This window comes from Pseudomonadota bacterium, from assembly GCA_027624955.1.
Classification (GTDB): Bacteria; Pseudomonadota; Alphaproteobacteria; order UBA828; family UBA828; genus PTKB01.
On record JAQBTG010000016.1, the window covers coordinates 46,110 to 65,477 of the forward strand.

A 19,368-nucleotide genomic window follows, 5' to 3' on the forward strand; every position below is an offset into this window, starting at 1 on the left:
CGCCGCCGGCGCTCAGCCGCCGCCGCTTAGGGTCTCGCGCTGCAGTGCCGTCAGATGCGTGATGCCTTGTTTCGCGAGCGCCATGAGCTCAAGGAATTGATCTTCGCTGAAAGGTTCGCCCTCCGCGGTGCCCTGAACTTCGACGATGCCGCCAGCGCCGGTGAGAACGAAATTTGCATCGGTATCCGCAACGCTGTCCTCGTCATAATCGAGATCGAGCACGGCCATACCTTTATAGATGCCGCAACTCACCGCCGCGATTTGATCATTGAGCGGAACGCGGGCGATTTCGCCGGCTTTGACGAGGCCTTCAAACGCTTGATGTAGGGCGACATATGCGCCCGTAATTGCCGCCGTACGCGTCCCGCCATCGGCCTGCAAAACATCGCAGTCGAGCGTAATTTGACGTTCGCCGAAGCCCTTCATATCGGTCACGGCGCGCAAGCTTCGCCCGATCAGGCGCTGGATCTCATGGGTGCGCCCGCCCTGCTTGCCGCGCGCGGCTTCACGTCCTGAGCGTGACCCGGTGGCGCGCGGCAGCATGCCGTACTCCGCCGTCACCCAGCCCCGTCCCGAATTGCGCAGGAACGGCGGCATGCGTGTTTCAACGCTCGCGGTGCATAGCACATGGGTATCGCCGAATTGGACCAGGCAGGATCCTTCGGCATGTTTGCTGTAGTTCGGCTGCAGCGAAATTTTGCGCAATTCGTCGGGCCGTCTGCCGGATGGGCGCATGATTTCTGTCCATTCATTGGTGATTTTCGCGGACCCTAACCGAGCGACTGGCGTCCGTCCAGCATCCGTCCGCCATCCATGCGGCGTGGGTCGGTTAGCGGTCCGTTGTCGGTCTGTTGTCGGTTCGTCACCGGGGTCCGGCGTCGGTCGGTAATGGGTCTGGCGTGACGTTGACGCTGCTCGGGGGGCTCACTACATTCAAAGGCGACGAATAAAATCCGCAATAATGTAAGCGTGTTGATGTGTTGTATGAAATGAACGGTCGGTCGCAAGAAGTTTTGCGCCGGCTGGTCGAAGAATTTATGCAGACCGGGCAGCCGGTCGGCTCGCGGACATTGTCGCGGCGCCTCCAGACACCGATTTCGCCGGCAACGATCCGAAATGTCATGGCGGATTTGGAGGATTCGGGCCTACTGTTTTCGCCGCACACCTCCGCCGGGCGCCTGCCGACCCAGCTTGGGTTGCGCCTGTTTGTCGACGGCTTGCTGGAAGTCGGCAATCTGACCGAACAGGAGCGTTCCAGCATCGAGGGCACCTGCAATGCATCGGGCCGCACTGTGGAGGAACTGCTCACCGAAGCAACGGAAGCGCTATCCGGCCTGTCACGCTGCGCTGGCCTGGTGCTCGCGCCCAAGGCGGATGTGCCGTTCAAGCAGGTTGAGTTTGCATCGCTCGGGCGTGGCGAAGCGCTTGCCATTATGGTGACGGAAAACGGAGTGGTGGAAAACCGTGTCATCAAGCTCTCCGAGGACATGCCGCAATCAGCGCTGACCGAAGCCGCCAACTACCTGAACGCGCGGCTTTCCGGGCGCACCCTAGAAGAAGTGCGTGCCGATATTACCGCGGAATTGCTGGAGCATCGCGCCCAATTGGATGAGCTGTCGACCAAGGTCGTTGAAGCGGGCCTCGCCACCTGGGCCAACGAAAAGAAGGAAAGCGGCACATTGATCGTGCGCGGGCGCGCCAATCTGTTGGATGACGTGACCGCGATGGCCGACCTCGACCGCATCCGCAGCCTGTTCGAAGCGCTCGACAGCAGGGAGGGTTTCGTGCAATTGCTGGAAAGCACGGAAGATGCCGAAGGCGTCCAGATTTTCATCGGCGCCGAGAACGAATTATTTCACAATACCGAGTGCTCGATGATCGTCGCCCCATATCGCGACAAGAATTCACGCTTTATTGGCGCGATTGGCGTGATAGGACCTTCCCGCATTAATTATGCCCGCGTTGTCCCGCTGGTTGATCATACCGCGAGTGTGATCGGGCGAATCTTGAGTTAACGACAGACTGAGGTGAAGTTCAAATGACCGATAAGGAGCTGCAATCCGGCGGCGGCGAACAGGCCAGCGAGTCCGGAGAGCCCAGAGAGCACATTGAAACTAACAGTGAGGACAAGGCTTTGGCGCCATGCCAACCGACCGATCAGGATGAGAGCGAGATCGAGGAAAGTGAAGCGGATGCCGGCGATAGTGCCGCACAATTGAAGGATCAACTGCTTCGGGCGTTGGCCGAGACCGAAAATGTCCGCCGCAGGGCCAGAAAAGACGTCACCGATGCCAACCGCTACGGAATCGCCAACTTTGCCCGCGATATGCTCTCGGTATCGGATAATATGGGGCGCGCTCTCGATTCGATTCCAGACGACGCGCGCGAGGAGAGCGAAATTGTAAAAGCCATAGCCGAGGGCGTGGAAATGACGGCGCGCGAGATGACGAGCACGTTGGAGCGCCACGGTGTCCGGCAGGTCAATCCGCTGGGCGAGAAATTCGATTATAATTTGCATCAGGCGATGTTCGAGGCAAAGGACAGCGGCCAGCCCGACGGGACGATCGTCGAAGTGGTGCAAGCCGGTTACATGATCGGCGAGCGTCTATTGCGCCCGGCGATGGTTGGCGTCGCCAAGGGCGGCAGTGCTGCTCCCAGCGATGATGCCGATGGCGCAAGCAATTCCAGTGAAGATGGTGCCGACGAAGACGACGCGAATCTCGGCGCAAAACTTGATACCACTGCCTAATTTACCGGGAGAGGCAGATATTTATGGCAATTTGGCCGAATACCTGGGATTAGAAGGGCGTATTTTACCCGGCAATCGGGCGAATCAACGGAAATCATGCAATAACGGCAAATTTTGATGCCAGAGGCGGTTGCAGACGGGCTTGCGGGCACCAATATATGCCCACGACTTGAACCGTTGCCGACGCGGCGGTTTGCCCAATCCTATGGGGCCCGACGCGGTGCATCATGTGGCCGCCGGGGTCTGCAAAATTATGAGGGCGTAACATGGCTAAAGTAATCGGAATTGATCTCGGCACCACAAACTCCTGTGTGGCGATCATGGAGGGCTCCGAGCCCCGTGTGATCGAAAATTCGGAGGGCGGACGTACCACCCCGTCGATTGTCGCATTCACCGAGAATGGTGAGCGGCTGGTTGGCCAACCGGCCAAGCGCCAAGCGGTAACCAACCCGGAAAACACAATTTTCGCCATCAAGCGGCTTATCGGACGTGCCTTCAAGGACCCGATGACGCAAAAAGACATCAAGATGGTGCCCTATTCAATCGTCGATCATGGCAATGCGGATGCCTGGGTCTCAGCGCGCGGCGAAACCTATTCACCGAGCCAAATCAGCGCTTTCATTCTGCAAAAGATGAAAGAAACCGTCGAATCCAATCTCGGTGAGACGATTACCCAAGCGGTCATCACCGTGCCGGCATATTTCAATGATTCGCAACGCCAAGCGACCAAGGACGCCGGGCAGATCGCCGGCCTCGAAGTGCTGCGCATTATCAACGAACCGACTGCCGCGGCGCTCGCCTACGGGCTAGACCGCAAGGAAAACGGAACGATTGCTGTTTTCGACCTCGGCGGCGGCACGTTCGACGTTTCGGTTCTGGAAATCGGCGACGGCGTGTTTGAAGTGAAATCGACCAATGGCGATACATTCCTCGGCGGCGAAGATTTCGACATGCGTCTGATGGGCTATCTGGCGGACGAGTTTAAGAAAGAAAACGGTATCGACCTGCGCGAAGACAAACTCGCTTTGCAGCGGTTAAAGGAAGCGGCCGAGAAAGCCAAGATCGAGCTGTCGAGCGCCGTGCAGACGGAAATTAACCTGCCCTTCATCACCGCCGATGCAAACGGCCCCAAGCATCTGACGATGAAGGTGACACGCTCCAAACTCGAAGCCATCGTTGAAGATCTCGTCAACCGGACGATCGATCCCTGCAAGGCGGCGCTCAAGGATGCCGGCCTGTCGCCGGGTGAGATCGACGAAGTGATTCTCGTCGGCGGCATGACACGCATGCCCAAAGTAATCGAGACCGTGAAGAATTTCTTTGGCCGCGAGCCCAATAAGAGCGTTAACCCGGACGAAGTCGTCGCCGTCGGCGCCGCCATTCAAGCCGGCGTCCTGCAGGGCGACGTCAAGGATGTGTTGTTGCTCGATGTTACGCCGCTGTCGCTCGGTATCGAAACATTGGGCGGCGTGTTCACCCGCTTGATCGACCGCAACACCACGATCCCGACCAAAAAGAGCCAAGTCTTTTCCACCGCCGAGGACGGTCAGTCGGCGGTCACCATTCGCGTCTTTCAGGGCGAACGTGAGATGGCGGCGGACAACAAGCTGCTCGGCCAGTTCGATCTGGTCGGAATACCCCCGTCGCCGCGCGGCCTGCCGCAGATCGAGGTGACGTTCGATATTGACGCCAACGGCATCGTGAATGTGTCGGCCAAAGACAAGGCCACGGCCAAGGAACAGCAGATTCGTATCCAGGCCTCGGGCGGGCTCGATGACGCGGAGATCGACCGCATGGTGCATGATGCGGAAGCTCATGCCGAAGACGATAAAACTCGCAAGGCTCTGGTCGAAGCGCGCAACCATGCGGAAGCCATGATCCATAGCGTCCAAAAGATGCTGGAAGAGCATGGCGATAAGATCAGCGCCGAGGAGAAAGGCGAAATCGAAGCACAAATCGCAGAGGTGCAGGGCGTGCTCGCCAGCGAGGACGCGGCCGAGATTGCCGCCAAGATGGAACAGCTCGGTCAGGCGTCGATGAAACTCGGCGAAGCCGTGTATAAAGATGCTGGTGGCGCCGAGGCCGGCATGGCGGAGGGTATGGGGGCTCACCCCTCCGGCGACGCAGACGATGAGGATGCGCCGCAACCTGACGATATTGTTGATGCGGAATTCGAGGAGTTGGACGACGAGGACAAGAATCAGCGTTCCAGCTAATCTGCTCCTCCCCAGTGACACTAATCATGCATATCTTGCCGGCAACGTCGCCGCCGTCTTGCGGCGACGATTGTCGCCTTGCTGATCGCTGAGAATCCGATGGCCAAACCTGATTTTTACGCAACACTTGGAGTTTCCCGCGAAGTCGGCGCGGATGAGCTTAAAAAATCCTATCGCACGCTCGCGATGAAATATCATCCGGACCGCAATCCCGATGACGCGGCGGCGGAAGCCAAGTTCAAAGAACTCTCGGAAGCCTATGGCGTGCTGTCCGATCCGCAGAAGCGCGAAGCCTATAACCAGTATGGTCATGCGGCATTCGAAGGCGGTGGCGGCGGCGGTGGCGGTGATTTCGATATGCGCTCCAGCTTCTCCGATGTGTTCGATGATTTGTTTGGCGATTTCATGGGCGGCGGGCGGCGTGGTGGCCGGCGCGGCCCGGCGCGGGGCGCCGATCTACGTTACAACATGGAAATCAACCTGGAAGATGCCTTTAGCGGCAAGCAAGCCAAGGTTCAAGCCGCGACGTCCGTAAGCTGTGAAGGCTGCTCCGGGACGGGCGCGAAGGAAGGTACCAAGCCGACGATCTGCGGCGCCTGCGGTGGTGTCGGCAAGGTGCGCGCTCAGCAGGGATTTTTTACCGTCGAACGGACCTGTCCGACCTGCCAGGGTTCGGGCACGGTGATCGCTGATCCGTGCAACAAGTGCCGCGGCGCCGGACGCGTGCAAAAGGATAAGACGCTTTCGGTCAATATTCCGGCGGGCGTTGAAAATGGCACCCGCATCCGTCTTGCCGGCGAAGGCGAGGCGGGCGCCCGCGGCGCTCCGGCCGGCGATCTCTACATATTTATTTCGGTCAAGCCGCATCCCCTGTTTCAGCGCGACGCGATGAATCTCTATTGCGAGGTGCCGATTCCGATGTTCTCGGCGACCCTCGGCGGCTCAATCGATGTGCCGACTTTGGGAGGCGGCCGGGCGCGTGTCACCATCCCGTCGGGCACCCAAAACGGCCATCAGTTTCGTCTGCGAGCGAAGGGCATGCCGGCGCTCAGAGGCGGCTCTCCGGGCGATATGTATATCCAAGTGGCGGTCGAAACGCCGGTTAATCTGAACAAGAAACAAAAAGAATTGCTCAAGCAGTTCGATTCTCTCGGTACCAAGAGCACCAGTCCGCAATCGGATGGTTTCTTCTCCAAGGTCAAGGATCTCTGGGAAGACCTTAAGGACTGATCCCGCGTCCGCCGCTCGGATCGCACCCCCCTTTCGCCGCCGGCATTCGAATAGCGCTTGGTGTGCGCGCGGCTTTGTGTATTTTTGCCTGGGCAAGCTGACGCGGGCGGCGCAAACAGACGAGGGCGGCATGGCGGGAACAGGTGACATCAAAATCGGCGTAACCGGCGCGGCTGGAAAAATGGGCGGCGTTCTTATTCGCGAGGTAAGCGATACTAAGGGCTTTCGTCTCGTGGCGGCGAGCGAGATTGCCGGACATGCCATGCTCGGGCGCGACGCCGGTGAGTTGGCCGGGCTGGCAGCGTTAGCGGTGCCGATCGGTGCCGATACCGACGCGCTGTTCGCGGCGAGCGATGCGGTACTCGATTTTACCCTGCCGGGCGCTACGGTGGGCCATAGCCATTGTGCCGCTCGGCACGGTACGGCGCTGATTATCGGCACCACCGGGCTCGACGCGGTGCAGCAACAGGCGCTGCAGAAGGCCGGCGATACCGCGGTGATCGTCCAGGCGCCGAATATGAGCCTTTGCGTTAATCTCTTGATGCGCCTGGTGGAACAGGCCGCCGCCCTTCTCGATGATGCCTTTGACGTCGAGATCGTCGAGATGCATCACCGCTACAAGGTCGATGCGCCGTCGGGCACTGCGCTTGGCCTCGGACGGGCGGTGGCGAAGGGCCGCGGTGTCAGCCTCGACGCGATGGCCGCGCGCGGGCGTGACGGCGTCACCGGCCCGCGTCAACGTGGCGCCATCGGTTTCGCCGCGCTGCGCGGCGGCGATGTGGTTGGCGATCACAGCGTGATATTTGCCGCCGATGGTGAGCGCCTGGAATTGACCCACAAAGCCGCTAGCCGGCAAACTTATGCCCGCGGTGCGCTGCGCGCCGCGGGCTGGGCGCATAATAAACCGCCCGGCCTCTACACCATGGCGGACGTCTTGGAATTCACCGCGCTTAGCTAATTCGCCCCATATCCGCCAGCGCTTTTTTTAGCGCCGCAGAAATTTCTTGGCGCTCGGCGGGCAGGAGAAAGGCACCGAGGCTGAGCGAAAAGCCGTGCGAGGAGAGACGGAGTTCACCCTTTCCGGTCGCTGATTCACTAACGGCGACATTCAGCCAGTAAGGATTAAAGCTCCAGCTCTCGTCGCCGCGCGGCCCGGACCGTGTCACCACAACCTGTTCCGACGTGACGCGGATACGCTCGACGATCTTGCGGGCGCGGGCGTTTAGCTTGATCGCTAGCCACAGGAGAAAAAGATCGAGCCCGAGAAATCCAAAGACCGGCCACGCACCCATGGCCAGAAAAAGAATGCCGAAGCCGAGCGTGATAAGCCCAACAAAGAGGATCACCGCGAAAAAGCCGGAGCGCGATAGCGAGCGGTGCGGCTCGAACATGGCATCGAAGAGAACTGGTGCCGTAATTTCGCCGCTGCGTACCGAGGCGCCGCAAACTTCAGATTGCCTGTTTTGAAGTTCGGGGCGGGGCTGATGTTCCCGGTTTCGCGTCATCCTAGCCGCCGTCTGCCTATTTCCAACATTCGATTAACGCGGTGTAGAACTGCGCGCGCTCGGCCACATCTGCCGCCGGCAGATTGGCTTCGGAAGGCGCTGAAACGGCTTCAATGCCGTTGGCAGCCATAAAGTCCCGCGCCACTGAGCCCTTGATGGCGAAATTGACGTTTTGCGGAATATCGCCAGTGGTGCGGGCCAATTTCAGCGCGTCCAGCTTGCTCACCACCACGCCTACCAAATGGCCCGACAGATCGAGCAGTGGTCCGCCGCTATTGCCCTTCTGCACCGGCGCGGAGAGCTGCATGAGGTTTCTATTATTGCCCGGCCCAGCCAACCCGCTCACCGTTCCGGTGGTGATCTTGAGATCAGAGGCGAGCACGCCGGGCAGCGGAAAGCCTGCCACCACCACGGTTTCGCCTTTGCGAATTTCACCATCGCGAAATGTTGCGAAGCGTTTGAACTTCGCGCCTACCTTGAGAAGCGCAAGATCGAGCCCGGCGTCTTGCGCGATGATCGGCACGACCAGGGGCTTGATACGCACTTCGCTGCAACCGGCCACGACGTGATTGTTGGTGAGAACATAGCCGTCCGCGCTGACGATAAAGCCGGTGCCGGTCGATTGCTTGCGCGGCGGGTCCACCGCTTCAGCCCCGTTGCCAAACTCTTGCGCCGATTTATTCAACAGCGCCGCGCCGCGCGCCTTTTCACTTTCGCTGAGTGTGCCCGCAATTTTGTCGCGCGCTTTCGCCGCATGATCGGCTAGCGCGCCGGACCTTTTATTGCTGGCGGCGCGTGAATACCACACGAACGAGAGAACCGCATCGGTCGTGCCGCCCAGGCCGTCGAGATAAAATGCACCCAGGCGATACTGCGCCAGCGGAATGCCGGCGTGTGCGGCGGCGTAGTAATATTTTGCCGCGAGAGCGAAATTCTTAGCCACTATATCGCCGGCTTCATAAATATTAGCGAGATTGAACTGGGCCGCCGCGTCGCCCTGCGCGACCGCTTGTTGCGTCCAGTGAAGCGCGCGCTCGCCATTCTTGGCGACGCCCTGGCCTTGACGGTACATCACGCCGAGCAGGCGCTGAGCGTTGGGCTCGCCGGATTCGGCGAGAGGTGTTATCTCCGCCAAAGCTGCGGCGTAGTCGCCCTGTGCATAGGCGGCGCGCCCTTCGCTCAGGCCGGCTCGAGCGCTAGCAAGCGGCGCCAGCGTCGCACAGGCGACAATCAGCAGCGAGGTCACGAGTAATCTCATGTCAGTGCGCCTTGGCGGTCGCATTCATCAGTTCCAGCCATTCTATTCTCTAGTTTAACCCGCCCGGTCCAACTATTCTCGAGCTTATGAAAAAGAGCGATGCTAAAGAGTTCATGAAACGGTTGGCCGAGCGTATTCCCGCACCGGTGACCGAGCTCAACTTCAATAATCCTTTCACGCTTTTGGTCGCTGTCGTGTTGTCTGCGCAAGCCACCGACGTCGGTGTCAACAAAGCAACAAAAGCACTTTTTGCCGCCGTCGACACGCCGGAGAAAATGGTAGCCTTGGGCGAAGCTAGGCTCAAGACGCACATCCGCACGATCGGCCTCTACAATGCCAAGGCCAAAAACATAATCGCCCTGAGCGGGATGCTGATCGAGCACCATAACAGCCAGGTGCCGGACGAACGTTCGCATCTCGAGGCGCTGCCCGGGGTCGGGCGCAAAACCGCGGGAGTCGTTCTCAACACGGTGTTCGGTCAGCCCACTATCGCTGTCGATACGCATGTCTTCCGGGTTTCGAACCGCTCAGGCCTAGCGCCCGGCAAGACGCCCGATCAGGTTGAGCAAAAGCTCTATAAAATTGTGCCGGAGGAATATCTTCAGCACGCCCATCACTGGCTAATTCTGTTCGGGCGCCATGTTTGCAAAGCCCGCACGCCCGATTGCCCGGGCTGTGTGGTGCGCGAATTATGTGGCTTTAAGCAAAAAACCCAAGCCTAGCGTGGGCCAAGCAGCGCCGCCGCGCGCGCACCGCGCGAGGTAGTTGTCAAGATTCGGGAGTGGTGTCCGCCGCGAGATTGCGGCGTGCGATAATGTCGGCGAAGCAAGCGCGTCGGCCGCTCCCGGGAGATTGGGTTCTGCGGATTTCGTAATAGGTCACGCGCGATCGGTCGGGCGCCTCGTCTTCGGCGTAGAGATAAATGTCGAGCACGCAATTGGCCGCTGTGTATTGCCAGACCTGAGCCGGTATTTCCGTCCGCAACAGGGAGGGTGGACCCAGTAGGTGGCTGACGGCGTGAGGTGCCAGACCCATCAACTGATCCGGATCATCATTGATCGGCGCGATCGGCGCGACGGGGGTGAGCGGCACGGCCGGCGCCCGCGTGGTTTTCTGTTCCGGAGCAACGGGTGGCTCGAGAGCTTGCCCCGGCGCTGGCGGATCGAGCGCCGCGTTTGAAGACAGTGCTTCGGACGACGATTCCGCTGCTTTACTTGGTGGTTGGGAGTTGCTGTCGCGCGCCGTGCCGCCGGGCGCGCCGCACGCGGCGAGGACAAGCAAGCTCAGCGCAAGTGCTAACGTGCCCGCTCGAGCCGGCCGCATGCCGGTCGAGCGCCGTATCATCAATCCGTTTCAGGCAAGAACGTTGGGTTTGGAAATGTGATTTCCTGGCTGCCATCGCCGATTAGTTGCGGGTCGGCCTCGCGGTTCTTACCGTCCTGTTCGGCTTGGCCGTTTATCCGCCCGCCGCGCTCGACCTCTAATTGGCCATAGCGTACCTGACCTAGAACCAGGCCTGAAGCATGAATGGCGAGGCGGTTATGCACCGTCAATTCGCCCTCGAAAGTGCCGGCGATCTCGGCATTGTCGACCACCGCCGTGCCCCTAAAGACGCCGCCATAATCGATTTCGAGGTAGCGGGCGCTGTTCAGGTTGCCCTCGATCGTGCCTTCGATCACCAAGCGGTCGCAATCCGATATCTCCGCGCTGCTCAGGCTCATATCCCTGCCGACTGTCAGGCGCCTGGAATCCGAGGCAAACTCTTGCGGTGCTTCAGACAGGACTTGCGGATGCGAGCCGATGATTCGATTTGGAACATCGGGATGGAATTGCACGGCGCGACCGGCGCCGTCCACATTCATCGAATTACTGGACAGGCGTGAGATCACGTGGGGTTCGTCACTATTGCTGCCGGCCATGGACCTGCGGCCTCCTGGTTCGTTGCTTTTGCGGCGGAACATTTCTGTTTCCGTCATTCGCTCACGATCGCGATTCGCTTCGTTTGCCGCCGCCGTCGCGCAAGCCGTGGAAGATATGGACCATAAATGCAGTCGCCACGACCGGCGCAATTAAATTAACCAGCGGAATTGAGAATAATAATGCAATTACAATGCCTGCGACAAATAATTTGCTGCGGTGCTTGCGTCGCAATTTACGCACCGCCGCAAAATCCATGCGCCGCGGCGCGACAATTTCAAAAAACTCGCGCCCTAACAAGGCGCCGTTAACGATCAAATAGATAATCGGATATACGACCTGGACAACCGGAATCAACGCCAGCGGCAGTATAAGCAGGTTGAAAAAGGTCATCACCAGGGCGAGGCGAATGCCGGCAACCGCATATTGCCAAAATGTCGCCGGGTTGGGCCGCGGCAGGCGGGGATAATGGCGCGCCTCGACCGCGTCCGCGACTTGATCGACGAACATATAAAGAAACTCCGCCGCCAGGATCGGAAATAACATCCAGGCGACGAACGCTGCGGCGATGCCACCCAGCAAGGCCAACGCCCAATCAAACAAGAAGAAGCCGGACACTTCCCAGAGTGCAAACAGGGCGGCCGCGCCGGCGATCAACAGCGCGGAGACAGCCAATGTGAGCAAGATCGTCCACAGCATCGGTCGGCGGATACGCTTGTCGCCGAGTTGTTCGAACGCCAGGACCAGCGCTTCTATCATGATGCCATCTCCGGATTGCTACGGTGCGCCAAAGCGCATCCTCCCGTCCGCTCAAGGGCGGCTTGTATTGCGTTGCCACCGGCGCTGCAAGCTATGTCCGGCGCGTTACAGCACTCTTGTCCTGCGCAAGTCGTGCGCAATGTCGAATAGGTACGGGGTACTGGTGGATAGAAAGCACCAAGCCCCTTATAGTGCGGCCCGCAACAACCCCTGGCGCGGATGAATCGGAGAGAAAATATGACGCAACCCAGTATGGATGTGGTCGGCATTGGCAATGCGATCGTCGATGTGATTGCCCACGCCGAGGATTCTTTTCTCGTCGATCACGCGCTGGCCAAGGGCACCATGACATTGATCGATGCCGTGCAGGCCGAGGCGTTGTACGGCGCGATGGGGGTGGGCGTTGAAGTATCGGGCGGCTCTGCCGCCAATACCATGGTCGGGCTGGCCTTGCTGGGCGGCGCGGCGGGTTATGTCGGCAAGATCAGTGAAGACACGCTGGGCGGTGTATTCGGCCACGATATTGGTGCAGCGGGCGTGCGCTTCGAGACCGCACCCTCGGTCGACAGCGCACCCACAGCGCGCTGCCTGATCCTTGTTACCGACGATGCGCAGCGCACCATGAACACCTATCTCGGAGCTTGTGTCGAACTTGGCCCCGACGACATCGACGAAGCGTTCATTGCCGCCGCCAAGATTACCTATATGGAAGGTTATCTCTGGGACCCGCCTGGCGCCAAGCAGGCCTTTCGTAAGGCGCAAGGAATCGCCGCAGCGCATGGCCGGCGGGTGGCTCTCAGCCTGTCTGACCCGTTTTGCGTCGAGCGTCATCGTGCAGAACTGCGCGAGTTGGTCGAGCATCATGTCGACATTCTGTTTGCCAACGAGGATGAGATCCTTTCGCTCTATCAGGTTGGAGATTTCGACGCCGCGCTTCAGCAAGTCAGCAAACATTGCGAAATCGCAGCGCTGACGCGGAGCGAGCATGGTTCGGTCGTGGTCGGACGCGGCGAAGTCCACGTCATTGGCGCGGCGCCTGTGGCGCGGGTGAAAGATACCACTGGCGCTGGTGATCTCTATGCCGCCGGATTCCTCTACGGCATCACCCATGATTTCGATTTAGCGCGCTGCGGCCGGCTTGGCGCTTTGGCTGCGGCCGAAGTAATTTCTCATTTCGGCCCCAAGCCCGAATCGGATATTGCCCAACTCGTGGCCGCGAGCGGGCGCCCACCGGCCGTATAAGGGCGCCGTAAATACGTTTAATTTCAATGCTTTGCCATTTGTCATATCGTTGTATGACGGGGCGACGACGGATTTAGGGGGAGCGCAGGAATGGGCCAGTTGGTGGACGGCGTTTGGCAAACTGAAACGCTTGAGGTGCGCTCAAAGGACGGCAGTTTCGTGCGCGCCGACACCCAGTTCCGCGATCAAATCACGGCCGACGGTGCGTCCGGCTTCAAGGCGGAGAAAGGGCGCTATCATCTCTATATCTCACTCGCCTGCCCTTGGGCCCACCGCACATTAATATATCGCCAACTCAAAGGCTTAGAAGACGCGATCAGCGTCTCGGTCGTCGATCCATTCATGGCGGATCAGGGTTGGCAGTTTGGCGATAGTGAGGGCTGCATCGCCGATCCGCTGTTCGCCGCCGGCTACATGTACGAAATCTATACCCAAGCGCGGAGCGATTATTCCGGCCGCGTTACGGTGCCGGTGTTGTGGGACAGGGAACGCGCCACAATCGTCAGCAATGAATCTTCCGAGATCATTCGCATGATGAACAGCGAATTCGCTGCGCTGACAGCCGAAACGCCTGATTACTGTCCACTTGAGCTACGAAGTGAAATAGATGCGGTCAATGACCGGGTCTATGCCGACATCAACAACGGCGTCTACCGCACCGGGTTTGCCGCTGCTCAGCGCGCCTATGAGCAAGCCTTTGATCAACTCTTTGCGGCGCTCGATTGGCTGGAAGAGAGATTGCGGACGCGGCGCTATCTATGCGGCGCACAATTGACCGAAGCGGATTGGCGGCTGTTTCCGACGCTGGTGCGTTTCGATCCTGTCTATTTCGGGCACTTCAAATGCAATCTCCGAAGAATCGCAGACTATCCGTGCCTTTCCAGTTACTTACGGGAGCTATACCAAATCCCGGGCATCGCTGAGCTGTGCAATTTCCGTCACATCAAGGAACATTATTACCGCAGCCATGAGAGCCTCAATCCGACCCGCATCGTGCCGCGCGGACCCGAGATGTACCTGAACCAGCCGCATGACAGGGACCAACTCTGAAGGCAACCCGGCGAGCATATCGTGACTAACGGCCGCTCTCCCGCCACGCCGCCAGGAGACGGGCTCGGCTCGGCTGCCGGGAAATCTTGGCGCGCCACACTTCTCAATTACCGGGACCGGCGCATCGCCGCGATCCTCTTTCTCGGTCTCTCGAGCGGCCTGCCGCTCGCTCTGGTGTTGGGTACGCTGGGCATATGGCTAGCACGCGAAGGCATCGACAAGACGACGGTCGGCCTGTTCTCTGCCGTGACCCTGCCCTACACACTGAAATTCCTGTGGGCGCCGCTCCTCGACCGGGCGCCGTTTCCGCTGCTGACGCGCTGGCTCGGGCAGCGCCGCGGCTGGACGGTGGCCAGCCAAGTGGCGCTGATACCCGCGATTTGCGCCATGGCGCTCACCGATCCGGCGGCGAATCCGGCGCTGATGGCGGGTTTTGCGCTGCTTGTCTCGTTTTGCAGCGCTAGTCAGGATGTGGTGATCGACGCCTACCGAGTGGAGCTTCTCGAAGAGGAAAAGATTGGCGTCGGTGCCAGCACGGTGGTCTTGGGCTATCGTGTCGGCATGCTGGTTTCCGGAGCCGGCGCGCTTTATCTGGCCGAGGGGCTCGATTGGAGCGTGGTCTATTTTATTATGGCCGCGCTCATGCTCATCGGTGTCGCGACGATCCTGCTGAGCCGCGAGCCAGTGCGTGGCATCGACATCGAGACCGAGCGCCGCGAGCGTCGGGTTGGTGAGTATTTGGCTAGCCGGCCCGAATTGACGGGACGGCGGGCGGTGGTTCTTGCCTGGGCTTACGGCGCGGTGATCGGCCCCTTCGCCGATTTCACGACCCGCCCACTGTGGCTCGTCATTCTGCTGTTCATCGTCTTTTTCAAGCTCGGCGATTCCATGGCCGGTGTGATGACCGGTTATTTCATGGTCGAGCTCGGCTTCAGCAATGCTGAGATCGCCTACGTCGGCAAGATTTTCGGCTTTGGCGCCACGATGGTGGGATTTGTTGCCGGTGGGTGGCTGATCGCTCAAATGGGCATGCTGTGGGCGCTATGGATTTGCGGCGGTTTGCAGATGCTCTCCAATATGATGTTCGCCGTTCAGGCCATGGTCGGTCACGATACCGGCATGCTGGCCGCCGCGGTTGGGGTTGAGAATCTCGCCGGAGGCATGGGAACGGCGGCGCTTGTGGCCTATCTGTCGAGCCTGTGCAATCTCGCCTACACGGCGACGCAATATGCGCTGTTGAGCGCTATCGCGGCGCTTGGTCGCACTTTTCTTGCCGCGCCAGCGGGGCGACTGGCCGAGATGCTGGATTGGGCGCCGTTTTTCCTGGTGACGACGCTCGCCGCATTGCCAGGATTGGCTTTGTTGCTGTGGTTGACGGTGGCGCACAGGCAGAGCGTGGCGCGGTCGGATGTGGATGCTCCTGAGACGCCTTAGGCAACCGGCGACAGGCTGACAAACCGAAGCTTTTTGTATGGAAACAGTCGGTTACGGTTTATCCGGTCTGATCGCTTGTTTCAGCGCCAGCAGCATTTCATCTTCTTCGCTGACCACTGGTTTATCTTCAGCGGCTGGGGCGGCGGCCGTGACGGGGCTTGCATCGTCCAACGTTGGTTCACGCAGGTCGTCCGCAGTTATTGCTTGGGCGCTGTTCTGGGCGCCATCTTCGACCATATATTCGCTCGCCCAATCATCGTCGTCGAGCGACTTGGATTTGTCGACCGACTTGGCGTTGTCGACCGTCTTGGCGTCGGCTTTAGCGTTTGCCTGGTCTACCGAAGGATCGTCGGTTTCTGAATTGCCTTGCTTGCTAACCCAGCTGCTGTCGTCATCTCCGTCTTCTGCGCCGGACTCGTCCAATTCATCGGCCAAGCGCTGGCTGTTCTTAATCGCCCGCGCATTCAACGCATTGAAATCAAATTTGAGGCGCTCACTCTTTTCAGCGCCGCCCTGCTGTAGCGATTGGGCTTGTGACACCGGGCTATAGAGTTGCGGTTCACTCGCCCCGTCGCTCGCGGCAGACCCGTCTGGAGTGTCGTAAAACTGTGCCGCTGCTGGTGGTGGTGGCGCCTCTTGCGCGGCTCGTTGAGAAGTCGAAGACATGCGATTGCCAAGGGCGTTGACCGCATCTTCAAGCGGCGCAACGAAATTGCTGATGCTCTGCGCCGTGCGGACATTATTTCGGGTGAGCGCGGTTTCTAAACTTAGTGCTAAATCGGCGAGCCCGCGCGTTACAGCTATGATGCGCTCCTCGCCGCGTTCCGCTCTCTCGGCCACGCCATGCATCAAGGTAAGCAACGAATCTTCGCGTTTTTCAGCCGATTCCAGCCGCTCGACCAGCAATGTGAGGGCGCGCGAACGCTGCTCCACTAGGCCGATCTGTTCGGCCATGACGCTCACTTCTCTGCCCTTATATTCAGCGCCTTCCATCCGCTCCACTAAAGAAATGATTGCGTCGTTGCGCGTCTCCGAGCGCTCGAAGCGTTCCGCCAAGGCAAGCAGTGCCTTGCCAAGTGGCGTATCGTCCTGTGCGGTTGAAGCTGGCAGTCCAGCCTGCCCATATTGCGACTGGTCGCGGCGTGGGCCGGTGCCGAGTTCTTCGTTGGCGGCTTGGGTGAGCGCGTTGGTGACCCATTCGCCAATGGTCTCTCAGCGCCGTGCCGCGGCTTTGCTCGCCTTCGCGCGGGCTTCCCTCGAGACGCCTCTGACTGACCAGGGCGACGGCGCCTTGGCGCGCGCCTCGCCATTGCCGCTGTCGGGGCGGTTGTCAACCATCGCCCGGCCTGAATTTGCATGTCGTACAGCCATGCTGCGCCATATATGATGCCGAACGGAAATTTATCTCGTGTCTAACTCTGTAGCACATACCACTAACAGACTGATCACACAAGTATATACATCGTTTTATTGTTTAGTTACAAGGTGCTATCAACCACCATTGCTAGTATGCGCGAGCTAAATGATCGCAAAATATGGTATTCCTTCTAAGGGGCGTTAAAACGCGCCGGTAGCACATTGCAAGCACGGCCAGCGCTCAAACGGCGACATTCAGCTTGTAGGACATTATGTACTACAAGCAATATGTACTACAAGCAATTGGCGATTCCTTGATCGCCGCGTGAGAGCTTGTACCGACCTAACCAAAATTTGTTAGGCGTGCTCGTCCAACGCGTATCCAGCGGCGCGCACGGTCCTGATAATATCCTGTTTTCCGCCGGCGTTTAGTGTTCTGCGTAGGCGCCGGACATGGACATCGACCGTTCTCGATTCAAGATATATTTCCCGCCCCCACACGGCATCGAGCAATTGCTCACGGCTGAAGACGCGGCCGGGATGCTCCATGAAGTGGCGCAGGAGGCGAAATTCTGTCGGGGCCAAACGAATTGGGTCGCCGCCGCGTGTCACCCGGTATTTAGCGAGGTCCATGGTCACGTCGGCGAACTGAATGATCTCGGCTTCAAAAGCGGGGCGCAGCCGGCGCAGCACGGCGCGCACCCGCGCCACCAATTCGCTCGGTGAGAACGGCTTGACGATATAATCGTCGGCGCCGTAATCGAGACCGCGCACCCGGTCGCTTTCCTCGCCACGCGCTGTCAGCATGATGATCGGCAGATTCTGCGTCTGAGTTGCGCGGCGAATGCGGCGGCAAACTTCGATGCCGGAAATCCGCGGCATCATCCAGTCTAGAATAACGAGATCCGGGCAGCGCTCGGCGATCATCGTCATCGCCTCCTCGCCGTTCACCGCCTCGCCGACTTCGAAGCCGCCGCGTTCAAGATTGTAGCGCACCAAAGTCAGCAGATCGGCCTCATCGTCGACCACAAGCACATATGGTTTCACGGGTTCACGGGTTCACGGCTTTACGGCCTCATCGCCGGCACGATCCGGCGCCGTTGCGAACGGCGTCGTATCGCCCTTGGGGCGCGCCTCGCTGAGTGGCTTGCCGGTCACGAGAAAGGTGATGGTCTCGGCGATATTTGTGGCGTGATCGCCCATACGCTCGATGTTCTTGGCGATAAACAGAAGATGAGTGCACGGCGTGATGTGGCGCGGATCTTCCATCATATAGGTCAGTAGCTCGCGGAATAGGCTGTTATAGGTCTCGTCCACTTCTTCATCGCGCCGCCACACCGCCAGCGCCTTCTCGGCATCGCGCGCCAGATAGGCGTCCAATACATCCTTGATCATGCCCTGGACGATTTGCGACATGCGCGGGATGACCGCCACCGGGCGCATTGGTTCGACCTGGGAAAGCGCGCTCGCCCGTTTGGCGACGTTGGCAGCGTAATCGCCGATCCGTTCTAAATCGCTCGATATTTTGAGCGACGCAGTGATCAGTCGGAGATCGGCCGCCATCGGTTGGCGGAGAGCGAGAAGACGCATCACCAGCTGGTCGATTTCATGCTCGAGTTGGTCGATAGGTTGGTCGTCGGCGATGACCGTCGCGGCCAGTTCCGGATCGCGTTTTATCAACGCCGTGATGGCCTTGGCCAATTGCTGCTCGACCATGCCGCCCATGCGCAGAATGGTGTCGGTCATCTGGTTGAGTTCTTCGTCATAGCGCTTGACGGTATGCTTAGGCATGGCCTCGTCCTTTCAGGCGTTCTTGCGGTTTAGCCGAAGCGCCCAGTGATGTAATCTTGGGTGCGCTTCTCTTCCGGGTTGGTAAATATGGCTTCGGTATCGCCGAACTCCACTAGCTTTCCCAAATGGAAAAACGCGGTGTACTGAGAAACGCGGGCTGCTTGCTGCATATTGTGCGTAACGATGGCGATGGTGAAGTCCTCTTTCAACTCGTCGATCAGTTCCTCCACCTTGGCGGTGGCGATTGGATCAAGCGCCGAGCACGGCTCATCCATCAAAATAACTTCGGGACTGATGGCGATGGCGCGCGCTATGCAGAGGCGCTGTTGTTGTCCACCCGACAGGCTGGTGGCAGACGCGTTCATGCGATCGGCTACCTCAACGAACAGCCCGGCCCGGCGCAAACTATTTTCGACGATTTCATCGAGCTCGCCGGCGTTTTCGGCGAGGCCGTGAATGCGCGGCCCATAGGCGACATTGTCATAGATCGATTTGGGAAACGGATTTGGTTTTTGGAAGACCATGCCGACGCGGGCGCGAAGCTGAATGACGTCAAGTTCGCGGGCGTAGATATCGCCGCCGTCGAGCAGCACTTCGCCGCTCACGTTGCAGCCCTCAATGATATCGTTCATGCGGTTCAAGCAGCGCAGGAAAGTCGATTTGCCGCAGCCTGACGGGCCGATCAACGCGCTCACGCGCTTTTCGGCAACATTCATATCAACATCAAACAGCGCCTGGTTGGCGCCATAAAATACGTTAAGCCCCGTGATCTGCATCTTGTGCGCCGGCGCCTGTTCTTCCTGAATGCTTGCCGGGTCCATTGTCGTCCCGGTTATTGGTATGGTCATGGCATTGTCTCTT

19 protein-coding genes are annotated in these 19,368 nt (G+C 59.3%); 9 read left to right on the plus strand and 10 right to left on the minus strand.

Annotation, left to right across the window (positions count from 1 at the left end):
* Positions 1-12: 12 nt before the first annotated feature.
* Complete coding sequence (gene rph / locus O3A94_08205) at positions 13-735, minus strand: ribonuclease PH (protein ID MDA1356236.1); 723 nt, start codon at positions 733-735, stop codon at positions 13-15.
* A 254-nt stretch (positions 736-989) separates the two neighbouring features.
* Here rph and hrcA point away from each other — a divergent pair, with 254 nt between their 5' ends.
* The 5 genes from hrcA (at position 990) to dapB (ending at position 7,153) form a co-directional block, all read left to right on the plus strand.
* The gene (hrcA, locus tag O3A94_08210; GenBank protein MDA1356237.1) at positions 990-2,015 is read left to right on the plus strand and encodes a heat-inducible transcriptional repressor HrcA; all 1,026 of its coding nucleotides are present in this window, start codon (positions 990-992) and stop codon (positions 2,013-2,015) included.
* A gap of 23 nt (positions 2,016-2,038) precedes the next feature.
* Positions 2,039-2,749: a nucleotide exchange factor GrpE gene (gene grpE / locus O3A94_08215; GenBank protein ID MDA1356238.1), complete on the plus strand. Its 711-nt coding sequence runs from the start codon at positions 2,039-2,041 to the stop codon at positions 2,747-2,749.
* Positions 2,750-3,015: 266 nt separating this feature from the next.
* Positions 3,016-4,965 carry a molecular chaperone DnaK gene (gene dnaK / locus O3A94_08220; GenBank protein ID MDA1356239.1) on the plus strand — a complete coding sequence of 650 codons (1,950 nt, stop codon included), beginning with the start codon at positions 3,016-3,018 and terminating at the stop codon, positions 4,963-4,965.
* 99 nt (positions 4,966-5,064) lie between these two features.
* Positions 5,065-6,195, plus strand: coding sequence for a molecular chaperone DnaJ (gene dnaJ, locus O3A94_08225; protein ID MDA1356240.1), 1,131 nt, complete (start codon positions 5,065-5,067; stop codon positions 6,193-6,195).
* Positions 6,196-6,343: 148 nt separating this feature from the next.
* Positions 6,344-7,153, plus strand: coding sequence for a 4-hydroxy-tetrahydrodipicolinate reductase (gene dapB, locus O3A94_08230; protein MDA1356241.1), 810 nt, complete (start codon positions 6,344-6,346; stop codon positions 7,151-7,153).
* Here the strand turns inward: dapB and O3A94_08235 are convergent.
* Together O3A94_08235 and O3A94_08240 are read right to left on the minus strand one after the other, a co-directional pair.
* Positions 7,146-7,700, minus strand: coding sequence for a DUF2244 domain-containing protein (locus tag O3A94_08235; protein ID MDA1356242.1), 555 nt, complete (start codon positions 7,698-7,700; stop codon positions 7,146-7,148). The two genes, dapB and O3A94_08235, sit on opposite strands and share 8 nt — an antisense overlap.
* A 16-nt stretch (positions 7,701-7,716) precedes the next feature.
* Positions 7,717-8,958, minus strand: a complete 1,242-nt coding sequence (locus O3A94_08240; protein MDA1356243.1) for a tetratricopeptide repeat-containing serine protease family protein — start codon at positions 8,956-8,958, stop codon at positions 7,717-7,719.
* 86 nt (positions 8,959-9,044) lie between these two features.
* Here O3A94_08240 and nth point away from each other — a divergent pair, with 86 nt between their 5' ends.
* On the plus strand, positions 9,045-9,680 hold the full coding sequence (gene nth, locus O3A94_08245) for an endonuclease III (protein MDA1356244.1): 636 nt from the start codon (positions 9,045-9,047) through the stop codon (positions 9,678-9,680).
* A gap of 46 nt (positions 9,681-9,726) precedes the next feature.
* Here nth and O3A94_08250 read toward each other — a convergent pair whose 3' ends face one another.
* From O3A94_08250 to O3A94_08260, 3 genes are all read right to left on the minus strand, one after another.
* Positions 9,727-10,281 (minus strand): hypothetical protein, encoded by a 555-nt coding sequence (locus O3A94_08250; protein ID MDA1356245.1) that lies wholly within the window; start codon positions 10,279-10,281, stop codon positions 9,727-9,729.
* Positions 10,282-10,301: 20 nt separating this feature from the next.
* Entirely contained in the window at positions 10,302-10,877 is a 576-nt protein-coding gene (locus O3A94_08255) for a polymer-forming cytoskeletal protein (GenBank protein MDA1356246.1), read from the minus strand.
* A gap of 61 nt (positions 10,878-10,938) precedes the next feature.
* Complete coding sequence (locus O3A94_08260; GenBank protein MDA1356247.1) at positions 10,939-11,634, minus strand: EI24 domain-containing protein; 696 nt, start codon at positions 11,632-11,634, stop codon at positions 10,939-10,941.
* Positions 11,635-11,871: 237 nt separating this feature from the next.
* On the opposite strand from O3A94_08260, the gene O3A94_08265 reads away from it, so the two are divergent.
* The 3 genes from O3A94_08265 to O3A94_08275 all read left to right on the plus strand — a co-directional run bounded on the left by O3A94_08265 (position 11,872) and on the right by O3A94_08275 (position 15,360).
* The gene (locus O3A94_08265; GenBank protein MDA1356248.1) at positions 11,872-12,876 is read left to right on the plus strand and encodes an adenosine kinase; all 1,005 of its coding nucleotides are present in this window, start codon (positions 11,872-11,874) and stop codon (positions 12,874-12,876) included.
* Positions 12,877-12,966: 90 nt separating this feature from the next.
* Positions 12,967-13,926: a glutathione S-transferase family protein gene (locus O3A94_08270; protein ID MDA1356249.1), complete on the plus strand. Its 960-nt coding sequence runs from the start codon at positions 12,967-12,969 to the stop codon at positions 13,924-13,926.
* A 21-nt stretch (positions 13,927-13,947) separates the two neighbouring features.
* Complete coding sequence (locus tag O3A94_08275) at positions 13,948-15,360, plus strand: AmpG family muropeptide MFS transporter (protein MDA1356250.1); 1,413 nt, start codon at positions 13,948-13,950, stop codon at positions 15,358-15,360.
* A gap of 51 nt (positions 15,361-15,411) precedes the next feature.
* Here O3A94_08275 and O3A94_08280 read toward each other — a convergent pair whose 3' ends face one another.
* The 4 genes from O3A94_08280 to pstB all read right to left on the minus strand — a co-directional run bounded on the left by O3A94_08280 (position 15,412) and on the right by pstB (position 19,328).
* Positions 15,412-16,416 carry a hypothetical protein gene (locus tag O3A94_08280; GenBank protein MDA1356251.1) on the minus strand — a complete coding sequence of 335 codons (1,005 nt, stop codon included), beginning with the start codon at positions 16,414-16,416 and terminating at the stop codon, positions 15,412-15,414.
* Between the two features lie 657 nt (positions 16,417-17,073).
* Positions 17,074-17,763 carry a phosphate regulon transcriptional regulator PhoB gene (gene phoB / locus O3A94_08285; GenBank protein ID MDA1356252.1) on the minus strand — a complete coding sequence of 230 codons (690 nt, stop codon included), beginning with the start codon at positions 17,761-17,763 and terminating at the stop codon, positions 17,074-17,076.
* Between the two features lie 12 nt (positions 17,764-17,775).
* The gene (gene phoU, locus O3A94_08290; GenBank protein ID MDA1356253.1) at positions 17,776-18,507 is read right to left on the minus strand and encodes a phosphate signaling complex protein PhoU; all 732 of its coding nucleotides are present in this window, start codon (positions 18,505-18,507) and stop codon (positions 17,776-17,778) included.
* 29 nt (positions 18,508-18,536) lie between these two features.
* Positions 18,537-19,328, minus strand: coding sequence for a phosphate ABC transporter ATP-binding protein PstB (gene pstB / locus O3A94_08295; protein MDA1356254.1), 792 nt, complete (start codon positions 19,326-19,328; stop codon positions 18,537-18,539).
* Between the last annotated feature and the right edge of the window lie 40 nt (positions 19,329-19,368).

Bases quoted from the DNA above. Each gene is read 5' to 3' on its own strand.
- rph (MDA1356236.1), bottom strand. From the start codon at position 735: ATGCGCCCATCCGGCAGACGGCCCGACGAATTGCGCAAAATTTCGCTG.
- hrcA (MDA1356237.1), top strand. From the start codon at position 990: ATGAACGGTCGGTCGCAAGAAGTTTTGCGCCGGCTGGTCGAAGAATTT.
- grpE (MDA1356238.1), top strand. From the start codon at position 2,039: ATGACCGATAAGGAGCTGCAATCCGGCGGCGGCGAACAGGCCAGCGAG.
- dnaK (MDA1356239.1), top strand. From the start codon at position 3,016: ATGGCTAAAGTAATCGGAATTGATCTCGGCACCACAAACTCCTGTGTG.
- dnaJ (MDA1356240.1), top strand. From the start codon at position 5,065: ATGGCCAAACCTGATTTTTACGCAACACTTGGAGTTTCCCGCGAAGTC.
- O3A94_08235 (MDA1356242.1), bottom strand. From the start codon at position 7,700: ATGACGCGAAACCGGGAACATCAGCCCCGCCCCGAACTTCAAAACAGG.
- O3A94_08240 (MDA1356243.1), bottom strand. From the start codon at position 8,958: ATGAGATTACTCGTGACCTCGCTGCTGATTGTCGCCTGTGCGACGCTG.
- nth (MDA1356244.1), top strand. From the start codon at position 9,045: ATGAAAAAGAGCGATGCTAAAGAGTTCATGAAACGGTTGGCCGAGCGT.
- O3A94_08250 (MDA1356245.1), bottom strand. From the start codon at position 10,281: ATGCGGCCGGCTCGAGCGGGCACGTTAGCACTTGCGCTGAGCTTGCTT.
- O3A94_08255 (MDA1356246.1), bottom strand. From the start codon at position 10,877: ATGGCCGGCAGCAATAGTGACGAACCCCACGTGATCTCACGCCTGTCC.
- O3A94_08260 (MDA1356247.1), bottom strand. From the start codon at position 11,634: ATGATAGAAGCGCTGGTCCTGGCGTTCGAACAACTCGGCGACAAGCGT.
- O3A94_08265 (MDA1356248.1), top strand. From the start codon at position 11,872: ATGACGCAACCCAGTATGGATGTGGTCGGCATTGGCAATGCGATCGTC.
- O3A94_08270 (MDA1356249.1), top strand. From the start codon at position 12,967: ATGGGCCAGTTGGTGGACGGCGTTTGGCAAACTGAAACGCTTGAGGTG.
- phoU (MDA1356253.1), bottom strand. From the start codon at position 18,507: ATGCCTAAGCATACCGTCAAGCGCTATGACGAAGAACTCAACCAGATG.
- pstB (MDA1356254.1), bottom strand. From the start codon at position 19,328: ATGGACCCGGCAAGCATTCAGGAAGAACAGGCGCCGGCGCACAAGATG.